This window comes from Pseudooceanicola sediminis (genome assembly GCF_003575965.1).
Taxonomy (GTDB): domain Bacteria; phylum Pseudomonadota; class Alphaproteobacteria; order Rhodobacterales; family Rhodobacteraceae; genus Pseudooceanicola; species Pseudooceanicola sediminis.
Genome location: NZ_QWJJ01000001.1, coordinates 342,227 through 362,951 on the forward strand (window position 1 = coordinate 342,227; position 20,725 = coordinate 362,951).

The window sequence follows — 20,725 nt, forward strand, 5'->3', positions numbered from 1 at the left end:
GTCGCGGTTACTTGGTCAGGACGGGGATGCAATCGGCCTTGTCGGCCACCAGTGCTGCGCAGAAACGGCGGGTGTCGGACAGATCCGCAAAGCCCATGGCGCGCAGGCGATAGAAGGTGCGCCCACCGGTTTCGGCCTTTTGGATCACGCGGGCCTTGCCGGCGAGGTAGATGTCGAACTGCTTGGACAGGCGGGTCCATTCGGACAGGGCGACATCCTCGGAGGCAAAGGCGCCGAGCTGGGCGAGCTGGGTGCCGGGGGGCACGGCGTCGGCGGCAATGTTGGTCACGGTTTCCGCCGGCGGCGCCGAGGCCACGATATCGGCGGAGGAGGCCGAGGCCTGAACGACGCTGGCCAGCGCGGTCAGGCTGGCCGGGCGCGCGCGCGGTCGAATGGTGGTGCCGGAGGCCTCGGCGCGGTCGTCGCTCGCCCCCTGGCTGGTCCCTTCGCCGTCGGCACGCAGGCGCGCGATGGCGGCGGCGTCCTGGCCGGTGCCGTCGGTTTCGCCGGTATCGAGCACCGCGCCGTCCAGCGACATGGTGGCACTGGCGGGGATGGCCGAACGCGCGGCCAGTTCCTCTTCGGTAAGGGCGTCGTCGCCCAGGGCGATGCCATTCGGGGCCAGGGTGACCTGATCCGGGGCCGAGGCGGCCTCTTTCGCGGCGGCGACGTGATTGACCGACAGGCCAAGGAAATCGGCGGTCTGGCCCCCGGCGTCGGTGGGCACGCGCCGCACCTCGCCCGTCATGGCGCGCACCACGGGCACACCGCTGACGTCGCGCATGACCATCTGGTAGCCCCAGAGGCCGATGCCCGCGACCAGCGCCAGCGAGACGACGCCGCCGACCCAGGTGAACATGGTGCCAAAGGAGGCGCCATCGCGCAGATCGGCGCCGTGATCGTGGGGGGGATGATCGTAGGACCCGGCGTCATAGCCGCCCTCATCGTCGGGGCCATAGCCGTAGGGCTGGCTGTTGCCGTAGGGCTGGCCGTTGTCGTAGGGCTGGGCCTGACCACGCGGGTACTGGCCTTGGTTGTGGCCCTGGTTGTGGCCATAGCCCTGGCCGCGATTGGAACGGGTGCCGTAATTGACGGGCGCAAAATGCCCGTCTGCCTGAAAGTCTGCCATACTGCCTCGCACGCCGGGGCTTTGACGCCCGGTCTTGTCGTGTCACGGTTCGCGAACGGAATTATTGCCTGCTCGGGCCCCGGCGCGCTGCGTTATCGCATTTCTTCCGCCGGAGTGACGCCAAGGATACCAAGACCTGCGGAAATGACAACGGCCACGGCACGCGCCAGCGCCAATTTTGCCTGAGACACCTCGGGGGCGTCTTCCTGGACGAAGCGCAACTGGTGTTCTTCGTTGCCGCGATTGTAGAGACCGTGCAGATCCGACGCCAGTTCATAGAGGAAAAAGGCGATGCGGTGCGGTTCGTTGGTGCGCGCGGCCAGCTCGACGTGGCGCGGCCATTCGGCAAGTTTGCGCGCAACCGCCAGCTCGGACTCATGCGTCATGGCGGACAGATCGGCGGCGGCCAGCGTGGCATCGTCGGTGGCGATCCCTGCCTCGTCCGCGCGACGCAGCGCCGAGCAGACGCGGGCATGGGCGTATTGAACGTAGAACACCGGGTTGTCGCGCGACTGTTCCATCACCTTGTCGAAATCGAAATCCAGCGGGGCGTCGTTCTTGCGCGTCAGCATGACGAAACGGGTCACGTCAGGGCCAACCTGTTCGACCAGATCGCGCAGCATGATGAAGGTGCCGGCACGCTTGGACATCTTGAACGGCTCGCCGTTCTTGAACAGTTTGACCAGTTGGCAGAGCTTGATATCGAGCGGCACGGTGCCGCCCGAAAGCGCGGAAACGGCCGCCTTCATGCGTTTGACATAGCCGCCGTGATCCGCGCCAAACACATCAATAAGGGCGTCGAAGCCCCTGGAAACCTTGTCATAATGATAGGCGATGTCAGGCGCGAAATAGGTCCAGTCGCCGTCGGATTTCTGGATCGGGCGATCCACGTCATCGCCATGCTCGGTGGACTTGAACAGGGTCTGTTCGCGGGGTTCCCAATCTTCCGGCAGCTTGCCCTTGGGCGGCTCCAGGGTGCCGCGATAGATCAGCCCCTTGGCGCGCAGGGAATCGATGGCCGCCTCGATGCGCCCGGTGCCATAGAGCGATTTTTCGGAGAAGAAGACGTCCATCTTGACCCCGAGCAGCGCCAGGTCGGACCGGATCAGGGCCATCATCGCCTCGGTTCCGAAGGTGCGCACATCGGCCAGCCAGACGGATTCGGGTTGATCGACATAAGCGTCGCCCACCTTGGCCTTGAGCGCCTCTCCCACCTCGATCAGATAGTCACCGGGATAGGTGCCATCCTCGAACGCGACCTCCTGGCCGTGTGCTTCGAGGTAGCGCAGATAGACGGAGCGGGCGAGGACATCGACCTGCGCACCGCCGTCGTTGATATAGTATTCACGCGTCACGTCGTAGCCCGCGTAGGCCAGCAACGAGGCCAGGGCATCGCCGAAGACGGCGCCGCGAGTGTGGCCGACATGCAACGGGCCGGTAGGATTTGCCGAAACATATTCGACGTTTACCTTTGCGCCCTGCCCCATGTCGGAGCGCCCGTAAGCGGTGCCGTCGTTCAGCGCCGCCCTGACGACGCCCTGCCAAAGAGGATTGGCCAGCCGCAGGTTGAGAAAGCCCGGGCCCGCGACCTCGGCCAGCGCGATGCGGTCATCGGCGGCAAGCCGGGTGGCCAGCGCCTCGGCGATGTCGCGCGGCTTGAGCGCGGCGGGTTTGGCCAGCACCATCGCGGCATTGGTGGCCATGTCGCCATGGGCCGCGTCGCGCGGCGGCTCGACCGTGACGTTGTCGAAGGAAAGCCCCCCGGGCAGATCGCCTGCGGCCTGCATGGCGGCGAGGCTGTCCAGAACGAGGCTGCGGATATCGGTAAAGAGGTTCATGGCGCTTTCCTGAGATTTCGGGCGGGCCGGAGAGGTCCGGCAGGCTCGACACGTTCCGGCCGGGTTTATCATTGCGGTATCGAAGGTCAATGGAGGAGGCCGTCTTGCCCCCCCCCCTTCCGAGGCGCGGGTGTCACCCCGCCTGCCCCGATGTGGCCTGAGTGGTGCCGCGCGCACGGTGCGGCACCACTCAGGCCTACTCCTCGACCCGGTCGGCGTAGCGGATATGACCGGGGCCAGAGGCACGCAGCCCCGGCTCGGGATCGTGCCCCATCAGACGGGCGTGTTCGACAATGGCGAAACGGTCGGTCATGCCCGAGATATAGTCACCGACCAGCCGCGCCAGGGCGACCTTGTCATCGCCGATATCTTCGATATCGCGGCGCCATTGCTTTGGCAGCACCTCGGGGCGCTGCATAAACAGGGGAAACAGCTCCTGCACGATGCGGGTGACTTTCTTGCGCATCTCGACGACCTCGGGCGCGCGATACATGCGATGGAACAGGAATTCGCGGATTTGCTTGAGGTCGGCCCAGACGGCGGGCGAAAACTGCACCATCATGCGGCCCGCAAGCCGGATGTCGGTCACGCTCTGCGGGTTGAGCGCCGCGATATTCGCCCGCGACACCTCGATCACGTCCTCGACCAGGATGCCGAAGAAGCGGCGCAGCGCCTCGTGCCGGCGGCGGTAGTAGTTGAGGCCGGGATAGAGCTGATCGACGCGGGCGAAGCAATCGCGCAGGATCGGCAGCTCGGCCAGTTCATCGGTCGAGAACAGCTCGGCCCGCAAACCGTCGTGCAGGTCGTGGTTGTTGTAGGCGATGTCATCGGACAGCGCGGCAACCTGCGCCTCCGCGCTTGCGTGGGTGTGCAGTTCCAGATCGTGCCTGCGGTTGTAATCGGCCAGCGCAAAGGGAATGTCCCCCGTGACCGGTCCGTTGTGCTTGGCGATGCCTTCGAGGGTTTCCCACGTCAGGTTGAGGCCGTCCCATTCGGCATAGTGGCGTTCCAGCGCGGTGACGATGCGGATTGCCTGGGCGTTGTGATCGAAGCCGCCGTAGGGTTTCATCAACGCCGCCAGCGCATCTTCGCCCGTGTGACCGAAGGGCGGATGCCCGAGGTCATGGGCCAGGGCGACCGCCTCGGTCAGTTCATCGTTCAGGTTCAGCGCGCCTGCGATGGTGCGCGCCACTTGCGCCACCTCGATCGAATGGGTCAGGCGGGTGCGGAAATAATCGCCTTCGTGTTCGATAAAGACCTGTGTCTTGTGTTTCAGGCGGCGAAACGCCGAGGCGTGGATGATCCGATCTCGATCGCGCTGGAAACACGAGCGAAAATGGCTTTCGTCTTCGGGATAGAGCCTGCCCCGCGACTGGGCGGGGTCGGAGGCATAGATCGCGCGCATGTGTTTGGTCCCTTCGGCTTCTTGTCGCCTTTTGCCATTGTCCTTATATTGGCTGGGAACGACATGCAAAATGTCAGGAGTACATGCGATGAATTTGCCACCGAAAGTCACTGACCGCGCCTTTGCCCGCCTGGCCGAGATCGCGCCCGGCGCCCAAGCGCTGCGCGTTGCCGTCGAGGGCGGCGGGTGTTCCGGCTTTCAGTACGACATCAAGCTGGACGATATTGCCGAGGATGATCTGGTGCTGGAAGGTCAGGGCCAGAAAGTGATCGTGGACAGCGTGTCCCTGCCCTTTCTGTCCGGTGCCGTGATCGATTTCACCGAAGAGCTGATCGGCGCGCGTTTCGTGATCGAGAACCCGAACGCCACGTCGTCCTGCGGCTGCGGCACATCGTTTTCGATGTAGCCTGACCCGCGTGAGCGCGAAAGACGGGCCGCCCGAGGGGCGGCCTTTTTCATCTCTGGCGTGAGGTATCCTGCCTGGCGCACCGTGCGGCGTGGCCCCGACCGACGGCGGCCTATTCGGCGGGGGTGCCCGTGGCGGGGGCCGGTGACGCCTTGAGCGATCCGGTCATGACGCGCACCGCGTCCTGTTGGACAATCGTGCTGCGGGCGAATTGTTCATAGATCAGGTAGAGGCCCGACCCCATCACGAAGGTGACGCCCAGATAGATATGCGCCCCCGGGATTTCACCGAAGAACAGCGCCCCCAGGATCACCATCCAGACGAATTGCAGGTTCATCAGCGGCGTCACGACATAGGCCGCCATCTGGCGCAGCGCCACCACCAGCACCCAGCGGGCCAGAAACAGGAACCCGGCATAGGCGGCGGCCCAGCCGACATCGATCAGCGGCATCGGCTTGTAGACAAAGGGCAAGGCACACCCCATCACCAGCATGATCGTGACGTTCGGCCAGAAAACCTGCGCCAGCGCGTTGGTTTCGTGGCGCCCGATATAGCGGGCCATCACCATCGAGGTGGTCCCGGACAAGGAGGCGGACAGGGCAATCAGGTGGCCGGCCGAAATGGAATGGATGCCGCCGGGAAACAGGCAGATGACCCCGACGAACCCCGCCGCAAGCGAGATCCACACCGCAAGGCTGACCTTTTCCCGCAGGATCGGGCCCGACATCAGACCGGCGAAGATCGGCATCAGCCCGACGAAGACAAAGACCTCGGCAAAGGGCAGCAGCTTGAATGCGTAGAAGAAGCAGGTGGCGGCGATCACCGTGGCGATGGAACGCACCGCCATGGCCGGCACCTGGGTGGTGCGCACCGCCGCGACGAGGCCGCTGCGGTTCGACAGCGACTCGGCCAGAAGGCAGAACAGCGCAACAAGCCCCCCCGAGATGGCATAGAGCTGGGGCGCGGCATAGCCGCCTGCAATGAACTTGGTGATCGCATCGGCGGACGAAATCAGCGCCGTGTAGATCAGAACCATCGCCACCCCGAACAGGGTCGCCCGTCGCGCCATTTCTGCTGTCACACCCGTTTCCCCGCAGTCACGTCATGAGGCCCTCAGGACCATGTTGGTGCGGGCAAATCCCGCGAAAAAGTCATTGAAATCAGTGCAGGATTCTTCGGCCGACTGAAGGTGGAGGATCTGGTCGTCATCCCCCAGGGCCTGGAACATCCGGTCGCGCATGTGATGCCAGTCGCCGCTGCGCGCGCCGTCCAGCGACAGCAGGCATTGCGACATGAGACGCAGCGGCCCGGCGCGGTCCGCACGCGCATGAAACCGCGCGCTGCCCTCTGGGATCTTGTGGGGAAATGCGTCATGGCCAGCTGTGGCCAGCGCCCAATTGCTCACGAGGTATTCGTGGTAATCGTCTTGCGCCGGACCTCCCTCTCCCCTGTCGACGGCAAAGCCGTGTGTTTCGCCCACCAACCAATCCTCCCACAGTTGTGGAGGAACGAGGCCAGCGTGACGCATCGCGACACAGATTTCGGCCAAAAGGTCTGCATTACAATCAAGATATGCCAGAGTTCCGGCAAAGTTAAGGCTTTCTTTGGTGCGCTCCGGCAATTGCGGAATTTTTCGGCCATACTCGCTCAGGTAGAACAGCGTATGGGTCAATTCATAGGCGGCTTTCTTGTTCGGCATCACGAAAGTGGCGGGCCGGGATATGAAAGCATGCAGTCTTTCGGTCAGATCGTCGGAGCCGAAATAGGGGTCGCGGCCTCGGCGCAGCATCAGGCGGCGGGCCTCTGCGCGTTGCAGGTCCGACAGTTCCGCCGCCGGAAGATCCTGCATGAGTGCCCAATCAACCAGCGCCTGCCCCTTTGACCCGGGCATCCCGAGATCTTCGAGGTCGAGGCAGATCGAGAGAAAAAAGCGGTAATATTGCGGAAAGAACCCGAGACGTTTTTCGATGGAGTCATAGAGGTCCTGGTGGGCGCTGAGCGCATCGTCGGGCAGGCTCTGCCCCGTGCATTCGAAGATGTTCAGGACTTCGGCATTTTCCTTGAGCCAGTAGACGTCGCCTTCGTCGCGACGGCCCTTGGCAAAGCCCCGCAGCAGGGTCGCGCGGCGGGCGCCGCGCGTCTGGGCACGGCTGGGGAAGGACAGCTGCACAACGTTCGAAGCGGGGTTGGACATGGGATTCTCCTATCCGTCTGGGCGGATCCGGGCGGCGCGGCGGGGACATGCCCCACCGCGACCCGGGCGCATCTGGCGTGCGATCAGCTACCCGAAGAGAAGCTGTGCACCGCATCGCCCATCTGGGCGTCCGTCGCGCCAACCGGCGCAGAACCGGAGGAGAAGGCACCGGTTTCGGCACCCGCCGTCACAGGGGCGGAGCCGGAGGAAAACGCCTCGACCGCGTCGCCGGAGAGCGCGGCGGTGGTCACAGGGGCGGAGCCGGAGGAGAACGCCTCGACCGCGTCGCCGGAAAGCGTGGCGGTGGTCAGCGGAGCGGAGCCGGAGGAAAACATCGAAAGGCCGTCACCGCCCAGAAGGCTGTTGGAAAGGGTGGGAGCAGAGCCGGAGGAGAACATCTCAAGGCCCTCGCCGTCCAGCATGGTATCAGCAATGGATTTGGAAATATCGTTTTGGAACATGGATTTACGAATAGCGGTCATGGTCGTCTCCCGGTATGTGGTCAATGGTTTTCGATTTTGTTTGGCGATGACCAACGCTGTGCACGCACAGCGATTTCGTCAAAACGAAAATTCAATTTTAACGTGTCAAGAAAAAACCGACCACATGAGCTTTGACGCGCACGGGATTGCTTCCGAATTCTTAACACATTCTTGACACAATTATGATTTCCCACCTTTGCAAAATGCTACACAGCGAGAACACAAAGCGAACACTCGGCCCTGAACGAGCATGATTCGTGCAACTGCGGCGACTCCTCGGTCGAAATGAGTCGCCTTTGCGGACGAAACCCGGACGATTCGACCCCAGGGAACAGCGGTCGGGCGTGAAAATCCGGGGGCGCATCGGCGTTTGAAATGGTCTAGAACGGCCCTGACACCGGCACGGGCCGGGCCCGGCCCAGGCCGTCGGCCGGACCGCGACCGCCACGATGGACCAGGAAAAAGGGCTGCCCGGCATGAAACTCGCCACGTTCAACATCAACGGAATCAAGGCGCGGGCACAGGCCCTGTGTGACTGGCTGGACGAGGCGCAGCCCGATGTCGTGGTGTTGCAGGAGATCAAGTCCGTCGACGAGGGCTTTCCCCGCGAGCTGTTCGAGGATCGCGGCTATCAGGTCGAAACCCACGGCCAGAAAAGTTTCAATGGCGTTGCGATCCTGTCGAAACTGCCGCTGGAGGACGTCACGCGCGGCCTGCCCGGTGATGACGCCGATGAACAGGCCCGCTGGATCGAGGCAACCGTGGTCGGCGACAAGGCCGCATTGCGGATTTGCGGGCTCTACCTGCCCAACGGCAACCCGGTCGAGCTGACCCCCGACGGGCAGCCTGTGGAGGGTGGCAAGTACGCCTACAAGCTGGGCTGGATGGACCGCCTGCGCGACCGCGCCGCCGCTTTGCTGGCCGCCGAGGAACCGGCGGTGATGCTGGGGGATTACAACATCATCCCGCAGGAAGAAGATGCCGCCAACCCTGCGAAATGGCGCGACGACGCCCTGTTTCGCCCCGAAAGCCGTGCTGCGTATCGCCGGGTGCTGAACCTGGGCTTTACCGAGATCTTTCGCACCCGGAATGCGGCACCGGGCCATTATACATTCTGGGATTATCAGGCCGGCGCCTGGAACAAGAACGACGGCATCCGTATCGACCATATGCTGATGACACCGCAATGCGCCGACCTGGTGACGGAATGCGGCATCGATTCCGAGATCCGCGGCCGCGAGAAGCCATCGGATCACGTGCCGCTATGGGCGGACATCGATCTCTGACAGGGTTTCGCCGCCCGTGACGTCATGATCATACAGCCAGTCGAACTGGTGTTTCATGAAGGACGGCGCCACGCGATCCGACAGGCGCAGCACGCTGTGCGCCACGGCGCGCAGCGGGGCAAAGCGCAGGTGATATTTCCAGGCGTTGCGATTGGCGGCGGTGATCGCACGGGTCACGCGTGCCTTGCGCAGGGCCTGGTACTGGGCCAACCCGTCGGGAACGGTGTCGGCCGTGTCGAGCGCCGCGGCCAGCACCCAGGCGTCTTCCAGCGCCATGTTCGCGCCCTGCGCCAGAAACGGCAGTGTCGGATGCGCCGCATCCCCCAGCAGGACGCAATGATCGCGGTGCCATTCCGGGGCGATGGGGTGGCTGTGCAACCCCCAGAGGTTGACGGTGGTTACGCGCCCCAGCAGATCTTTCACCTCGGGGCAGAACCCCGCGAAGGCACGGCGCAGCGCCTTTGGATCATCCTGGTGTGACCAGCTGTCGGGCGCCCATTCGCGCCGTTCCTCGACCGCCACGATGTTCTGGGCCCGGCCGCCGCGCAGCGGATAGGTCACCAGGTGGCGCCCCGGCCCCATGAACAGACGCGCCTCGGACGGTGGCCCGGGACGGTTGGCGGGCACAGGCACAACCGCACGCCAGGCAACCTGACCGGAAAATCTCGCCTGCGCCTCGCCCAGAAGCGCTGCGCGCAAACGCGAATGAAGACCATCGGCCCCGACCACGAGATCGGGACGAATGCGGGTCTGGGTGCAGGTGCGGATTTCCGGGGTATCGCTGACATCGACCGTGTCGACACATTGCAGCAGCCGGATGCGCACCCCTGCCTGGCGCGCGGATTCCGCCAGCGCAGAGATAACATCGGCCCGATGACAGAAATAGTATCCCGGCGCACCGTCCCGCGGCGTCAGGTCCATGCGCAACGCGCTGCGTCCGCGATAGTCCAGCAAATTCAGCGCCCTGCCCGCCTGTCCGATCTGCGCCACGTCCAGGCCAAGCCCGCGCAACACGGCAGCGCCGTTCGGGCTGATCTGAAGCCCCGCCCCGACCTCTCGGATGGCGCCGGCCTGTTCCAGGATGGTGACGTCGGCCCCCCGCAGCGCCAGCGCCCGCGCAGCCGCGAGGCCACCGATTCCGGCGCCGATCACAGCTATCTTGAGATCTCGCAAGGCCAAGGACGTCTCCTGTCGCGCAAAGGTATCGGGATTCGCATACAGGTCGATGCAATTCGAAAGCGCCGTGATATGGCCCGTCAGACGGCCGCTTTGCAAGCGACAACGCCGAGGCTGGGCCCCGGCGTCGTCAAATCCCGTATCACATTGATGTCAGGCCCCGGCGTCGTCTCCTCCACGCCTGTCAGCCGACGCCGAACGTCGCTTACGCCCTGCGCGGCGCAGGCATGGACCGCGTTGTTCGGGGCGCGATCGCTCGGCCAAATCCCCGATCAGATCCCCGATGCAGCCGGTCAGTCGTCGCGGTGCACGCGCTCGCGCCGCTCATGACGTTCCTGTGCCTCAAGGCTCATCGTGGCGATGGGGCGCGCGTCGAGCCGTTTCAGGCTGATCGGCTCACCGGTCACTTCGCAATAGCCATATTCACCCTCTTCGATGCGGCGCAGGGCCGCGTCGATTTTCGACACCAGCTTGCGCTGGCGATCACGGGTGCGCAGTTCCAGTGCGCGGTCGGTTTCTTCGCTGGCACGGTCGGCAACATCCGGAATGTTCCGGGTATTTTCCTGCAGACCTTCAACAGTGTCGCGGCTGTCGGCCAGCAGATCTTCGCGCCAGGAAAGCAATTTGCGGCGGAAATATTCGAGCTGACGCTCGTTCATGAACGGCTCGCCCTCAGCCGGACGATAATCGTCTTCAAGGAAAGATTCAGCTTTCATCAGCGGCTCCCAAACTAGTCCTAAGCCCGGGGCGCGATACGCAATTCCGGGCAACAGGGTCCCCTGCTGCGGGGACTTAAACTGTTCGCATATGGTTGTCACTACAGAAATCCAGTTAACCACTTTGCATTGCACCAAACTGCGGAAAACTTTATCGTTCCGCGGAATTGGCGCGATCAGGGGCGATGACTCAATGCATTTCGACGGCACGGAAACTTATGTTGCGACAGAAGACCTTAAGGTCGCGGTGAACGCGGCGGTAACACTGGAGCGTCCCCTGCTGGTCAAGGGCGAACCGGGCACCGGCAAGACCGAGCTGGCCCGTCAGGTTGCCCAATCTTTGGGCCTGGAGATGATCGAGTGGAACATAAAATCCACCACGAAAGCGCAACAGGGCCTGTATGAATACGACGCTGTAAGCCGCTTGCGGGACAGTCAGCTGGGCGAGGCGCGCGTGCATGACGTGGCCAATTACATCCGCCGGGGCAAGCTGTGGCAGGCGTTCGAGGCCGACCGCAAGGTGGTTCTGCTGATCGACGAGGTCGACAAGGCCGATATCGAATTCCCCAACGACCTGTTGCAGGAACTGGACCGGATGGAATTCCATGTCTACGAGACGGGAGAGACCATTGCCGCACGTGTGCGTCCCATCGTCATCATCACGTCGAACAACGAAAAGGAACTGCCGGACGCCTTTCTGCGGCGCTGCTTTTTCCACTATATCCGCTTTCCCGACATGGAGACGATGAAGCAGATCGTCGAGGTGCACCATCCGGGTATCAAACCGCAGCTGCTGACCGCCGCGCTGACGCAGTTCTTTGAGCTGCGCGAAACCTCGGGCCTGAAGAAAAAGCCATCGACCAGCGAAGTCCTGGATTGGCTGAAGCTGCTGCTGGCCGAGGACATGAGCGCCGAGGACCTCAAGCGCGACGGGGCAAATGCGCTGCCGAAACTGCATGGTGCGCTGTTGAAAAACGAACAGGACGTGCATCTGTTCGAACGCCTGGCCTTCATGGCGCGGGGCCAGCGGCGCTGATCCCAGCCGCTGCGCCTGACCCTTGTGCCAGCGTGCTGTGCCAGTCCAGTCCGTGCGCCCCCTGCGCGTGGCTTCGCCGATCAGGGGCGGCGGGGCCTTGCCTGTTCCGCCCGTTCCGTATTTTCTGTATGCCGGGCGCCGCGCCCGTTCAGCGGCAAGAGGATGACTTCGGATGACCGGCACCGCCCCTGTTCCAACCTTTGCACGGGTGTGGCCTGAATGACCTGCGGTGCCGGAGCGTTTCGCCGGATGGCGTTGGGTGCGGGGCTGTTGCTGGCGGCCTGTGCGCCGGCGCCGACACCGCCGGCACCCGACAAGGCCCCCGGTCCGACGACCCATTCGATGCGGCCGCAACTGCCGCCGGTCCGTCATTTCGGCGTCTATGTGCCCGAGGCGCCCCATATCGCCAATGCCGATCTGGCGCGTGATTTCCTGGACCTGACGTTTCAACTTGAATCCGGCCGGGCCCTGCCCGTTCTGACGCGGTTCGAAGGGCCGGTGCGCGTGACGGTTCAGGGCGCGACACCGCCGGGCATGATGCGTGATCTGACCGCGCTGATCAGCCGTTTGCAGGACGAGGCCGGCATCGACATCGCCCTGGCCCCCACAGCGCCCCCCACCGCACCCGACAGCGCCTCCGAGGCCGGCAAAGGCACCGGCAGCGCGCCCGACGCGTCAGGCCCGCCGCCCGCCACCGGAGCCACCGGGACCGGCGGCGGCACGGCTCCGGTAAACATGATCACCATTCAACCCGTCAGCGGCGACGATATCCGCGGCGAATTGCCCGATGCGGCCTGCTTCGTGATCCCCGGTATCCGCAATCTGAGCGAATTTCACGGCGCGCGGCGGCAGGATCGGTCGGACTGGGCCAAGCTGACCACCCGCAGCCAGCTTGCGATCTTCGTGCCCAACGACGCCGCGCCGCAGGAAACCCGCGATTGCATGCACGAGGAACTGGCGCAGGCGCTTGGCCCGCTGAACGACCTGTTTCGCCTGAACGACAGCATCTTCAACGACGACAACGTCCATTCCGTGCTGACCGGTTTCGACATGCTGGTGCTGCGCATCACCTACGCCCCCGAACTGCACAGCGGCATGACCAAGGCTCAGGTCGCCGCCCAGTTGCCCGCGCTGCTGGCGCGCCTGAACCCCGAAGGCCAGCGTTTGACACCCACCCCCCTGCCGCAGACCACGCCGGAATGGCGCGCCGCCGTCCAACAGGCCTTGGGTGCGGGCGGTTCCCCCGCGGCGCGGTTGCGCGGTGCTCAGGCTGCGCTGGCGATTGCCGGGCAACAGGGCTGGCGCGATCATCGGATGGGCTTTTCCGAATATATCCTGGGCCGGTTGCTCGAGGCGCGTGATCCGAACGCGGCGCTGGCCCATATGCGCCGCGCCCATGCCGTGTATTCCGCCACCCCGGCAACACGCCTGTACGCGGCACAAACCGGCGTGGCGCTGGCCCGCGACGCGTTGCGACGCGGCGATGCACAGGCTTGCCTGGCGCTGTTGCAGGATCTGCCCGCCCTGGCAGAGGCCAACCAAAACGCATCGCTGCTGGCGCAGGTTCTGATGCTACAGGCTGAGGCCCATGCGATGCAGGGCCGGGACGATCTGGCGCGGGCTGCCCGGCTGGACAGTCTGGGCTGGGCAAGATACGGCTTTGGCCCAACTTGGGCGATCCTGGCCAAGCTTCAGGACGTGGCCGATCTGCCCCCCGACACGACATCGGAACCGGGGGCGGGCTGACCATCGGCCGGCACGACCGGGGATCGCCACGGCAAAACGCGAAGGGTGTGCGATGTTCATTTTGGCAGGTCTGGTTCTGGGCGCCATTTTCGGGGCCGTACGGGCGCGCAAGCGCGGCGGCAATGCCAAGGACATTTGGCAATACGCGGCGGTTCATGCGATGCTGTTCGCAATCATCGGATTGTTCGCGACTGTCATCCTGAATCGCATGATTGGCTGAGGCAGCACCGCGACCCTGCGAAAAGACCCCTGAGACAGGATCGTAACCAGCATGTTCATTTCGTTTTTCGAGGCCTTGCGCGCCCATGCCGTGCCCGTGTCGCTGCGCGAATACCTGACCTTTCTGGAAGCGCTGAAGGCCAATCTGGTCACCTATGACGCCGAGGGGTTCTATTACCTTGCCCGCGCCAGCATGGTGAAGGACGAACGTAACATCGACCGGTTCGACCGCGCCTTTGCCGCCAGTTTTGAAGGGTTGGAGCAGATCACTTTCGACCAGGTGCTGGACAAGGTCGAGATCCCCGGCGACTGGCTTCGCTCGATGGCGGAAAAGCATCTGAGCGAGGAAGAAAAGGCCGAGATCGAGGCGCTCGGCGGTTTCGAGGCCTTGATGGAGACGCTGAAAAAGCGGCTTGAAGAGCAGAAAGGCCGCCATCAGGGTGGCAACAAATGGGTCGGCACGGGGGGCACCTCGCCCTTTGGCGCCGATGGCTACAACCCCGAGGGTGTGCGGATCGGGCAGGAAAAGGCCCGCCACCAGCGCGCCGTGAAAGTGTGGGACAAGCGCGAATTCCGCAATTTCGACGATCAGGTCGAATTGGGCACGCGCAATATCAAGGTGGCGCTGAAACGGCTGCGCAAATGGGCCCGCGATGGCGCACACGAGGAGCTGGACCTGGACGGCACGATCCGCGCCACGGCCGAACATGGCTATCTTGACGTGGTGACCCGGCCCGAGCGGCGCAATGCGGTCAAGGTGCTGTTGTTTCTTGATGTGGGCGGCAGCATGGATCCGCATATCAAGGTGGTCGAGGAGCTGTTCAGCGCCGCGCGCAGCGAATTCAAGCACCTGGAGCATTTCTATTTCCACAACTGCCTGTACGAAGGCGTCTGGAAGGACAACCGCCGCCGCTGGGATGCGCAGATGCCGACATGGGACGTGCTGCGCACCTATGGCAGCGACTACAAGTGCATCTTTGTCGGTGACGCATCGATGAGCCCCTATGAAATCGCCCACCCCGGTGGTGCGAACGAACACTGGAACCCCGAGGCGGGCCAGACCTGGCTGGAGCGGGCGCGGGCACAATGGCCCGATCATCTGTGGATCAATCCGGTGCCGCAGAAATACTGGGGCTACACCCACTCAATCGGCATGATCTCGCAGATCTTCGAAAATCGCATGGTGCCGATGACGCTTCAGGGCCTTGAGGCCGGCATGCGCGAGCTGACACGGTGAGCGACCCCGAAGGCCGGGTATCAGACGGCCCGCCCCCCGACAGCACATTCGGCGGTTTCCTGCGGCACATGTGGCATGATCACAGGCTTGGCACGATCGCCTTTCTGGCAGCCATGGTGCTGGTGGTGCTGTTCGCGCTGCGCCTTATGCTGTTTTCGATGCACTATCGCGACGGCGACTGGCGCAATCCGGTGCCCGAAGCCTGGATGACTCCCGCCTTCGTGGCGCACGCCTGGCACGTGCCACGCCCCCAGGTTTATCGGTTTCTCAGCTATCGCGCCCGTCCCGATCACGCGCTGACCCTGTCCGAAATCGCGGAACGCCAGGGAATGAGCGAGGACGAGCTGTTGACCCGCCTCAACATCTGGCTTCTGGAATGGAAGCTGGCCAATCCGGCCACGGGCAGCACCATAAACCTGCCGTCCGAAGCGGAGCACGCGCCACAATCGACGGGCACGGCGGACTGATGCCCGTTGTGCTGTCCCCTGCCCGGCGTGCAGCCGTGCCCGATGCCCTGCGCTATGCCGCGCCCTGTCCGATGCTGCGGGATGCCGTGCCGACCCCTTGCCTGTCCCCGTCTTGCCCGTCCCAGTCTTGCCTGTCCCAGTCTTGCCCGTCGCCGTCTTGCCTGTTCCCGTCTTACGTGTCGTCCCGCCGCCCGCTGAGCAGAAGGGCCGCCGCATGAACGAAGAACTGATGGAGCTGCTGGCCAGTTACGGCGCGCCGCTGGTATTTGCCGCGACGCTGGCCAGCTGCCTTGCCCTGCCGGTGCCGGCGTCATTGATCATGCTGGGCGCCGGGGCACTGGCGGCAGCGGGCGACCTGCCGTTTGCCGTGCTGGTGGCGGCCGCCTTTGCCGGTGCAATCATCGGTGACCACATCGGGCTGATGCTGGGGCGCGGCCTTCAGGGGGCCCTGCGACGCCGCCTGAAACCGGGCAAGCGCGCCGCCGCAACGATGGACGACGCGCGCGGCTTCCTGATCCGGCGCGGCGGCCTGGCGGTGCTGTTGTCGCGGTTTCCCCTGTCGCCCCTCGGGCCTTATGTAAACTTTGCGGCAGGCGCGGCGCAGATGCCCTTGTTGAAATTCACGCCCTTCATCCTGCTGGGCGAACTGATCTGGGTCTCGCTCTATCTCGGGCTGGGCTACGTCGCCGAGGCCCACCTTGAGGCCGTCTTGCGGATCGCATCCGATCTGACGGGTCTGCTGACGGCGCTGACGGCGGCGGCGGGGCTTGGATACTGGCTGTGGCGCACTCATCGCAATCGCCAGCGCAGCAGTGGCGATGCCCTGCCAGGCCACGCCCCCGATGTCACCGATCACAATGGCGCGCGCGACGGGACGCAGGCAGGAACTTCCCCGCAGGCTGGATCGTTGGGTCGGGACAAGTCATTCAAGGAAAGGACGGACCCATGATCAAGAAAACAGGCTCGGCAAAATGGAGCGGCGGTCTGAAAGACGGCAAAGGGTATGTCTCGACCCAATCCGGCGCATTGAGCGACCAGCCTTACGGCTTCAACACCCGCTTTGAGGACGGCAAGGGGACCAACCCCGAAGAACTGATCGGCGCGGCCCACGCCGGATGCTTCTCGATGGCGCTGTCCAATATCCTTGGCGACAAGGATCTGGTGGCCGAGGATATCGCCACCACGGCGACGGTGATGATGGAACAACAGGATGGCGGTTTCGCGATCACCAAGATTCATCTGGACCTGACGGCCAAGATCCCCGGCGCGACCGAGGAAGTGTTCCAGGAGGTCGCAAAAACCGCCAAGGAAAATTGCCCGGTGTCGAAACTTCTGACCGGCGCCGAAATCACGCTGACGGCAAAATTGGCGTAAATTCCGCGCTCTAAATAGCGTTAACACCTCAAAAAGGGTCGCCTACTGCACTGTCGGCGGCCCTTTGTCTTTGCCTGCACTGCCCCGCGCCTGCTCTGCCGCGACGTTTCCCGGCTGCCATCGCTTGCACAGCCGCACAAGACGGCACATATCCGTGCTATGCTGAAGTTCACCCCCCTTTTGCTGGCGCTGATCTACGGGCTTGTCGCCTGGCGGTTTTCCACGTGGCGCCTGAAACGGGAGCTGGACGAAAAATCGAGCGAGCTGGCAGACCCCCGCCTGCATGCCCTGACCAGGCAGATGGCACAGGCGCTGGACCTGCCCCGCATTCGCGTCAATCTCTACGAAATTCCCGCAATCAACGGGCTGGCAGCGCCGGATGGGCGGATTTTCCTGACCCGCGGTTTCTACAATGCCTACCGCCAGGGCCAGGTCACGGCCGAGGAACTGGCCAGCGTCATCGCGCATGAGCTGGGGCATGTCGCCCTTGGTCATTCGCGCCGCCGCATGATCGACTTTTCCGGCCAGAACGCCCTGCGCATGGGGCTGACGATGGTGATCGGACGGTTCATTCCCTTTGTCGGACCGATGCTCGTCAATGCCGCCATGTCGCTGCTGACTGCAAAACTGTCCCGCAAGGATGAATACGAAGCCGATGCCTATGCCGCTGCCCTGCTCAGCAAGGCCGGGATCGGTGTCGGCCCGCAGATCAGCCTGTTTACCAAGCTCGAAGCACTGTCAGGCGCACGCGGCGCACAAAGCACCGCCTGGCTGCACAGCCACCCGGCCACCGCCGAACGAATTGCCGCCATCCGGGCCCTCGACAAGGGCTGGAACGCGCGCGACTGAAAGGACCCCAGATGAAATACTCCCTATTGGATCTTGCCCCCGTCCCCGAGGGCAGCACCACCGCCGAGGCGATGGCAAATTCCGTGGCGCTGGCGCAGGCCGCCGAGGCCGCAGGATACCACCGGCACTGGCTGGCGGAACACCACAACATGCCCGGCATTGCCTCCTCCGCCACGGCCGTGATGATCGGGCATATCGCGGGGGCCACCAGCCGCATCCGCGTCGGATCCGGCGGCATCATGTTGCCGAACCATTCGCCGCTGGTGATTGCCGAACAATTCGGCACGCTTGCCTCGCTCTACCCCGGCCGTATCGATCTGGGGCTGGGGCGCGCACCGGGCACGGATCAGGAAACCGCCCGCGCCCTGCGCCGCCACATGGGCCAGCAGGATACCTTTCCCCGCGATGTGGGCGAACTGATGGCCTATCTGGACGACCCCGTCGACGGCCAGCGCGTGCATGCCTATCCGGGCGAGGGCACAAAGGTGCCGGTCTGGATCCTCGGCAGTTCCCTCTATGGTGCGCAACTGGCCGCGCAGGCGGGTCTGCCCTATGCGTTTGCGTCGCATTTCGCGCCCGATGCGTTGGAACAGGCCTCCGAAATCTATCGCCGCAGCTTTCGTCCCTCAGAGGTCTGCGAGGCCCCCTATTTCATGATGGCGTTGAACGTCTACGCCGGGGATACGGACGCCGAGGGCGCCTATCTGCGCTCCTCCATGCAGCAGGCCTTCGTCCGCCTGCGCACCGGTATGCCCAGCAAGTTGCCGCGACCGGTCGACAATATCGAAGACCTGGTGCCGGCGCATATTCTGGCTGGCGTCAATCAGGCGGGGTCTGTTTCCGCCACGGGCGCGCCCGAGACGGTGCGTCGGCAACTGGCAGACCTGATCGACCGTTTCCGCCCGGACGAGGTCATCATCGCCGGTCAGATCCACGACAATGCCAAACGGATCAAGAGCTTTCAGATCGCCGCCGAGCAACTGCAGGCGCTTGGCCACGAGGCAAGCTGAGCCGCCCGCGCCGCCCGCCCATTTGCGGGCGGTGTCAGACGCCGAGCCCCTCAAGGGCCTTGCCAAGGCGCGGCAGCCGCGCCTTGCGCATCAGTGCCCGTATGCGCCAGCCCGGATCCGACATGGCGCGGGCCTGCGCCAGAACGCGGGTCGCGACGGGGATCATCGCGGCAGGGCTGGCCTCGGCAAATCCGACCAGCAGCGCGTCGGGGTCGGCGCGGCTCAGCCCCTCTTCCGCCAGGATATGGCGCGGGAAATCCTTTGCGTTGACGGTCACGATGGCATCGGCGGAACTGGCAATCGCCGCTGCCAGCACATGCAGATCACCCGGATCGGGCAGCCACAGGCGCTTTACCAGCTCCGCGGGAAACCGCACCTCGGCCTTGGGAAAGGCGACACGCGTCATCGCCACTTCGGCGCGGGCCTGCGCCTCGCCCTCGTCCCCCAGCTTGGCGGCGGCCCGCGCCCATTCCTCCAGAATGCGATCGGACCAGACAGGGGTGAACATCCCCTGCCCGGCCGCGCCCAACAGCATTTCACGCATCACCGTCGGATACAGGACGCAGGCATCGAGAAGCGCCTTCATGCCTCAGACCCGAAAGAACAGCGCCTTGAGATAGCCGCTTTCCGCCAGGTGCGGGTGCATCGGGTGATCCGCCCCGGCAAAGCCCGTGTGCAGCAAGGCCGAGTCGCGACCCGCGCGCCCGATACCCCGGATGCAGGCCGTGCGGAACTTGGCCAGGTCCGCAGCATGAGAGCAGGAGCACAACCCAAGGTATCCGCCCGGTGCCACCAGCGGCGCGGCCAGCTTTGCCAGCCGTTCATAGGCCCGCAAGCCCGCCTCGAGCGACTGACGCGCCGGGGCAAAGGCGGGCGGATCGCAGATGACCACGTCAAATTGCGCGCCCTCTTCGGCCAGCGCCTCCAACGTCTCGAAAGCATCGCCCTGACGGGTGGAAAAACGCGCCGAGGCGCCCATGGCCGCCGCGCCCTGCTCGGCCAGCTCAAGCGCCGGGGCGGATCCGTCGACCGCCAGCGCGGACGTCGCACCGTTCGCCAGGCAGGCCAGCCCGAAGCCCCCGACATGCGAAAACAGGTCCAGCACCCGCGCGCCCCTGGCCAGGCGGGCCGCAAAGGCATGGTTGGGACGCTGGTCGTAGAACAGGCCGGTCTTTTGACCGCCCATCAGGTCGGCCATGTAGGTTGCGCCGTTCATCTCGACCGGCACCGGCCCCTCGGGTGCGGTGCCCAGCAACACGCCCGACACGTCATCCAGCCCTTCCAGGCTGCGCGCGCGCCCCGAGGCGCTTTTCAGCACGCAGGTCACGCCCGTGACCTCGACCAGCGCGGCGCACAGCGGTTCGATCAGGGCCTCGGCCCAGGCGGCATTGGGCTGAACCACGGCAGTATCGCCGAAACGGTCGATGATGACACCAGGCAGGCCATCGGCCTCGGCATGGATCAGGCGGTAGAAGGGCGCGTCGAACAGGCGCTCGCGCAAGCTCAGCGCCTTGGCAAAGCGTGCCGCAAACCAGGCCTGGTCGACCGGGCCACCATCGACGGCGTCCAGCACCCGCGCCATGATCCGGCTTTCGGGGTTGACGGTGACCAGTGCCAGCGGCGTCCGGTTCTCATCCTCGAGAATGGCCAGCGCGCCGGGCGTCAGCGCCTTGGTGCGCCGATCGGTGACAAGTTCGTTGCCATAGACCCAGGGAAAGCCGTGGCGGATGCGGCGGGCATCCGTCTTTGGCTTCATGCGCACGGTTGGCAGGGTCGCAGGATCGGTGGCGGGAAGGGTGTCATGTGATTGCATTCCCCTCTCCTAGCGACTTCCCCGATCCGGGGGAAGCCGGCACGCGCAAGGCGTCGCGCAAATCCAACAAGTAGCTCCCCCGGAGCAGCGCACCCGATACCTTTCCGGCGCAGGCCCCGGCCGGACCAACGCCCCGTCCTGCGCGCCCAAAGCGACGAAATGCCGGTCATTCGGCCGCAAAACTCTCGCGGCCCCCCAACCGCAGGCCCCCCCGGCAGGCCACCGCGAGTGGTCTCCTCTGCGGATCAGGCCGCGCCATGCCAAGCACAGATTTGCAATTACTCTGCAAATACATACATCTGACTTTGCAAACCCTAGCCCGACCCCGCCCCCCGCGACCAG

At 64.5% G+C, this 20,725-nt stretch carries 21 protein-coding genes; 11 read left to right on the forward strand and 10 right to left on the reverse strand.

The window, feature by feature from the left end; genetic code table 11:
* Positions 1 to 7: 7 nt before the first annotated feature.
* The 3 genes from DL237_RS01550 to DL237_RS01560 form a co-directional block, all read right to left on the reverse strand.
* On the reverse strand, positions 8 to 1,129 hold the full coding sequence (locus DL237_RS01550) for an SPOR domain-containing protein (RefSeq protein ID WP_119397243.1): 1,122 nt from the start codon (positions 1,127 to 1,129) through the stop codon (positions 8 to 10).
* A gap of 92 nt (positions 1,130 to 1,221) precedes the next feature.
* Positions 1,222 to 2,967, reverse strand: a complete 1,746-nt coding sequence (argS, locus tag DL237_RS01555) for an arginine--tRNA ligase (RefSeq protein ID WP_119397244.1) — start codon at positions 2,965 to 2,967, stop codon at positions 1,222 to 1,224.
* A 196-nt stretch (positions 2,968 to 3,163) separates the two neighbouring features.
* The gene (locus tag DL237_RS01560; protein WP_119397245.1) at positions 3,164 to 4,372 is read right to left on the reverse strand and encodes a deoxyguanosinetriphosphate triphosphohydrolase; all 1,209 of its coding nucleotides are present in this window, start codon (positions 4,370 to 4,372) and stop codon (positions 3,164 to 3,166) included.
* An 88-nt stretch (positions 4,373 to 4,460) separates the two neighbouring features.
* Here DL237_RS01560 and DL237_RS01565 point away from each other — a divergent pair, with 88 nt between their 5' ends.
* The gene (locus tag DL237_RS01565) at positions 4,461 to 4,778 is read left to right on the forward strand and encodes a HesB/IscA family protein (protein ID WP_119397246.1); all 318 of its coding nucleotides are present in this window, start codon (positions 4,461 to 4,463) and stop codon (positions 4,776 to 4,778) included.
* Positions 4,779 to 4,890: 112 nt separating this feature from the next.
* On the opposite strand, the gene DL237_RS01570 is transcribed toward DL237_RS01565, so the two are convergent.
* From DL237_RS01570 to DL237_RS01580, 3 genes are all read right to left on the reverse strand, one after another.
* The gene (locus DL237_RS01570) at positions 4,891 to 5,859 is read right to left on the reverse strand and encodes a DMT family transporter (RefSeq protein WP_321185921.1); all 969 of its coding nucleotides are present in this window, start codon (positions 5,857 to 5,859) and stop codon (positions 4,891 to 4,893) included.
* Between the two features lie 21 nt (positions 5,860 to 5,880).
* Positions 5,881 to 6,972 carry a DUF6902 family protein gene (locus tag DL237_RS01575; RefSeq protein ID WP_119397248.1) on the reverse strand — a complete coding sequence of 364 codons (1,092 nt, stop codon included), beginning with the start codon at positions 6,970 to 6,972 and terminating at the stop codon, positions 5,881 to 5,883.
* An 83-nt stretch (positions 6,973 to 7,055) separates the two neighbouring features.
* On the reverse strand, positions 7,056 to 7,454 hold the full coding sequence (locus DL237_RS01580) for a DUF6749 family protein (protein ID WP_147405303.1): 399 nt from the start codon (positions 7,452 to 7,454) through the stop codon (positions 7,056 to 7,058).
* A 476-nt stretch (positions 7,455 to 7,930) separates the two neighbouring features.
* On the opposite strand from DL237_RS01580, the gene xth reads away from it, so the two are divergent.
* On the forward strand, positions 7,931 to 8,740 hold the full coding sequence (xth, locus tag DL237_RS01585; protein WP_119397343.1) for an exodeoxyribonuclease III: 810 nt from the start codon (positions 7,931 to 7,933) through the stop codon (positions 8,738 to 8,740).
* Here xth and DL237_RS01590 read toward each other — a convergent pair.
* Together DL237_RS01590 and dksA are read right to left on the reverse strand one after the other, a co-directional pair.
* On the reverse strand, positions 8,717 to 9,919 hold the full coding sequence (locus DL237_RS01590) for an FAD-dependent monooxygenase (protein ID WP_119397344.1): 1,203 nt from the start codon (positions 9,917 to 9,919) through the stop codon (positions 8,717 to 8,719). The genes xth and DL237_RS01590 overlap by 24 nt on opposite strands.
* 290 nt (positions 9,920 to 10,209) lie before the next feature.
* Positions 10,210 to 10,632 (reverse strand): RNA polymerase-binding protein DksA, encoded by a 423-nt coding sequence (gene dksA, locus DL237_RS01595; protein ID WP_119397250.1) that lies wholly within the window; start codon positions 10,630 to 10,632, stop codon positions 10,210 to 10,212.
* Positions 10,633 to 10,825: 193 nt separating this feature from the next.
* Between dksA and DL237_RS01600 the strand changes: the two genes are divergently transcribed.
* The 9 genes from DL237_RS01600 (at position 10,826) to DL237_RS01635 (ending at position 18,570) form a co-directional block, all read left to right on the forward strand.
* The gene (locus DL237_RS01600) at positions 10,826 to 11,668 is read left to right on the forward strand and encodes an AAA family ATPase (protein ID WP_119397251.1); all 843 of its coding nucleotides are present in this window, start codon (positions 10,826 to 10,828) and stop codon (positions 11,666 to 11,668) included.
* Between the two features lie 219 nt (positions 11,669 to 11,887).
* A complete protein-coding gene (locus DL237_RS01605; RefSeq protein ID WP_119397252.1) occupies positions 11,888 to 13,414 on the forward strand; it encodes a DUF2927 domain-containing protein in 1,527 nt (508 codons plus the stop codon).
* A 52-nt stretch (positions 13,415 to 13,466) separates the two neighbouring features.
* Positions 13,467 to 13,634 (forward strand): hypothetical protein, encoded by a 168-nt coding sequence (locus tag DL237_RS20695; protein ID WP_199671898.1) that lies wholly within the window; start codon positions 13,467 to 13,469, stop codon positions 13,632 to 13,634.
* A 51-nt stretch (positions 13,635 to 13,685) separates the two neighbouring features.
* Entirely contained in the window at positions 13,686 to 14,870 is a 1,185-nt protein-coding gene (locus DL237_RS01610; protein ID WP_119397253.1) for a vWA domain-containing protein, read from the forward strand.
* Positions 14,867 to 15,337: a hypothetical protein gene (locus DL237_RS20540; RefSeq protein ID WP_158585573.1), complete on the forward strand. Its 471-nt coding sequence runs from the start codon at positions 14,867 to 14,869 to the stop codon at positions 15,335 to 15,337. Before DL237_RS01610 ends, DL237_RS20540 begins: the two co-directional genes overlap by 4 nt.
* A 214-nt stretch (positions 15,338 to 15,551) precedes the next feature.
* Positions 15,552 to 16,286, forward strand: coding sequence for a DedA family protein (locus DL237_RS01620; RefSeq protein ID WP_119397255.1), 735 nt, complete (start codon positions 15,552 to 15,554; stop codon positions 16,284 to 16,286).
* Positions 16,283 to 16,711, forward strand: a complete 429-nt coding sequence (locus DL237_RS01625; RefSeq protein ID WP_119397256.1) for an OsmC family protein — start codon at positions 16,283 to 16,285, stop codon at positions 16,709 to 16,711. Before DL237_RS01620 ends, DL237_RS01625 begins: the two co-directional genes overlap by 4 nt.
* Positions 16,712 to 16,870: 159 nt before the next feature.
* Positions 16,871 to 17,560: a M48 family metalloprotease gene (locus tag DL237_RS01630; protein ID WP_119397257.1), complete on the forward strand. Its 690-nt coding sequence runs from the start codon at positions 16,871 to 16,873 to the stop codon at positions 17,558 to 17,560.
* A gap of 11 nt (positions 17,561 to 17,571) precedes the next feature.
* The gene (locus DL237_RS01635) at positions 17,572 to 18,570 is read left to right on the forward strand and encodes an LLM class flavin-dependent oxidoreductase (protein ID WP_119397258.1); all 999 of its coding nucleotides are present in this window, start codon (positions 17,572 to 17,574) and stop codon (positions 18,568 to 18,570) included.
* 34 nt (positions 18,571 to 18,604) lie between these two features.
* Here DL237_RS01635 and DL237_RS01640 read toward each other — a convergent pair whose 3' ends face one another.
* A complete protein-coding gene (locus tag DL237_RS01640; protein ID WP_119397259.1) occupies positions 18,605 to 19,156 on the reverse strand; it encodes an RSP_2648 family PIN domain-containing protein in 552 nt (183 codons plus the stop codon).
* Between the two features lie 3 nt (positions 19,157 to 19,159).
* The gene (locus tag DL237_RS01645; protein WP_119397260.1) at positions 19,160 to 20,383 is read right to left on the reverse strand and encodes an RSP_2647 family RNA methyltransferase; all 1,224 of its coding nucleotides are present in this window, start codon (positions 20,381 to 20,383) and stop codon (positions 19,160 to 19,162) included.
* Positions 20,384 to 20,725 lie beyond the last annotated feature (342 nt).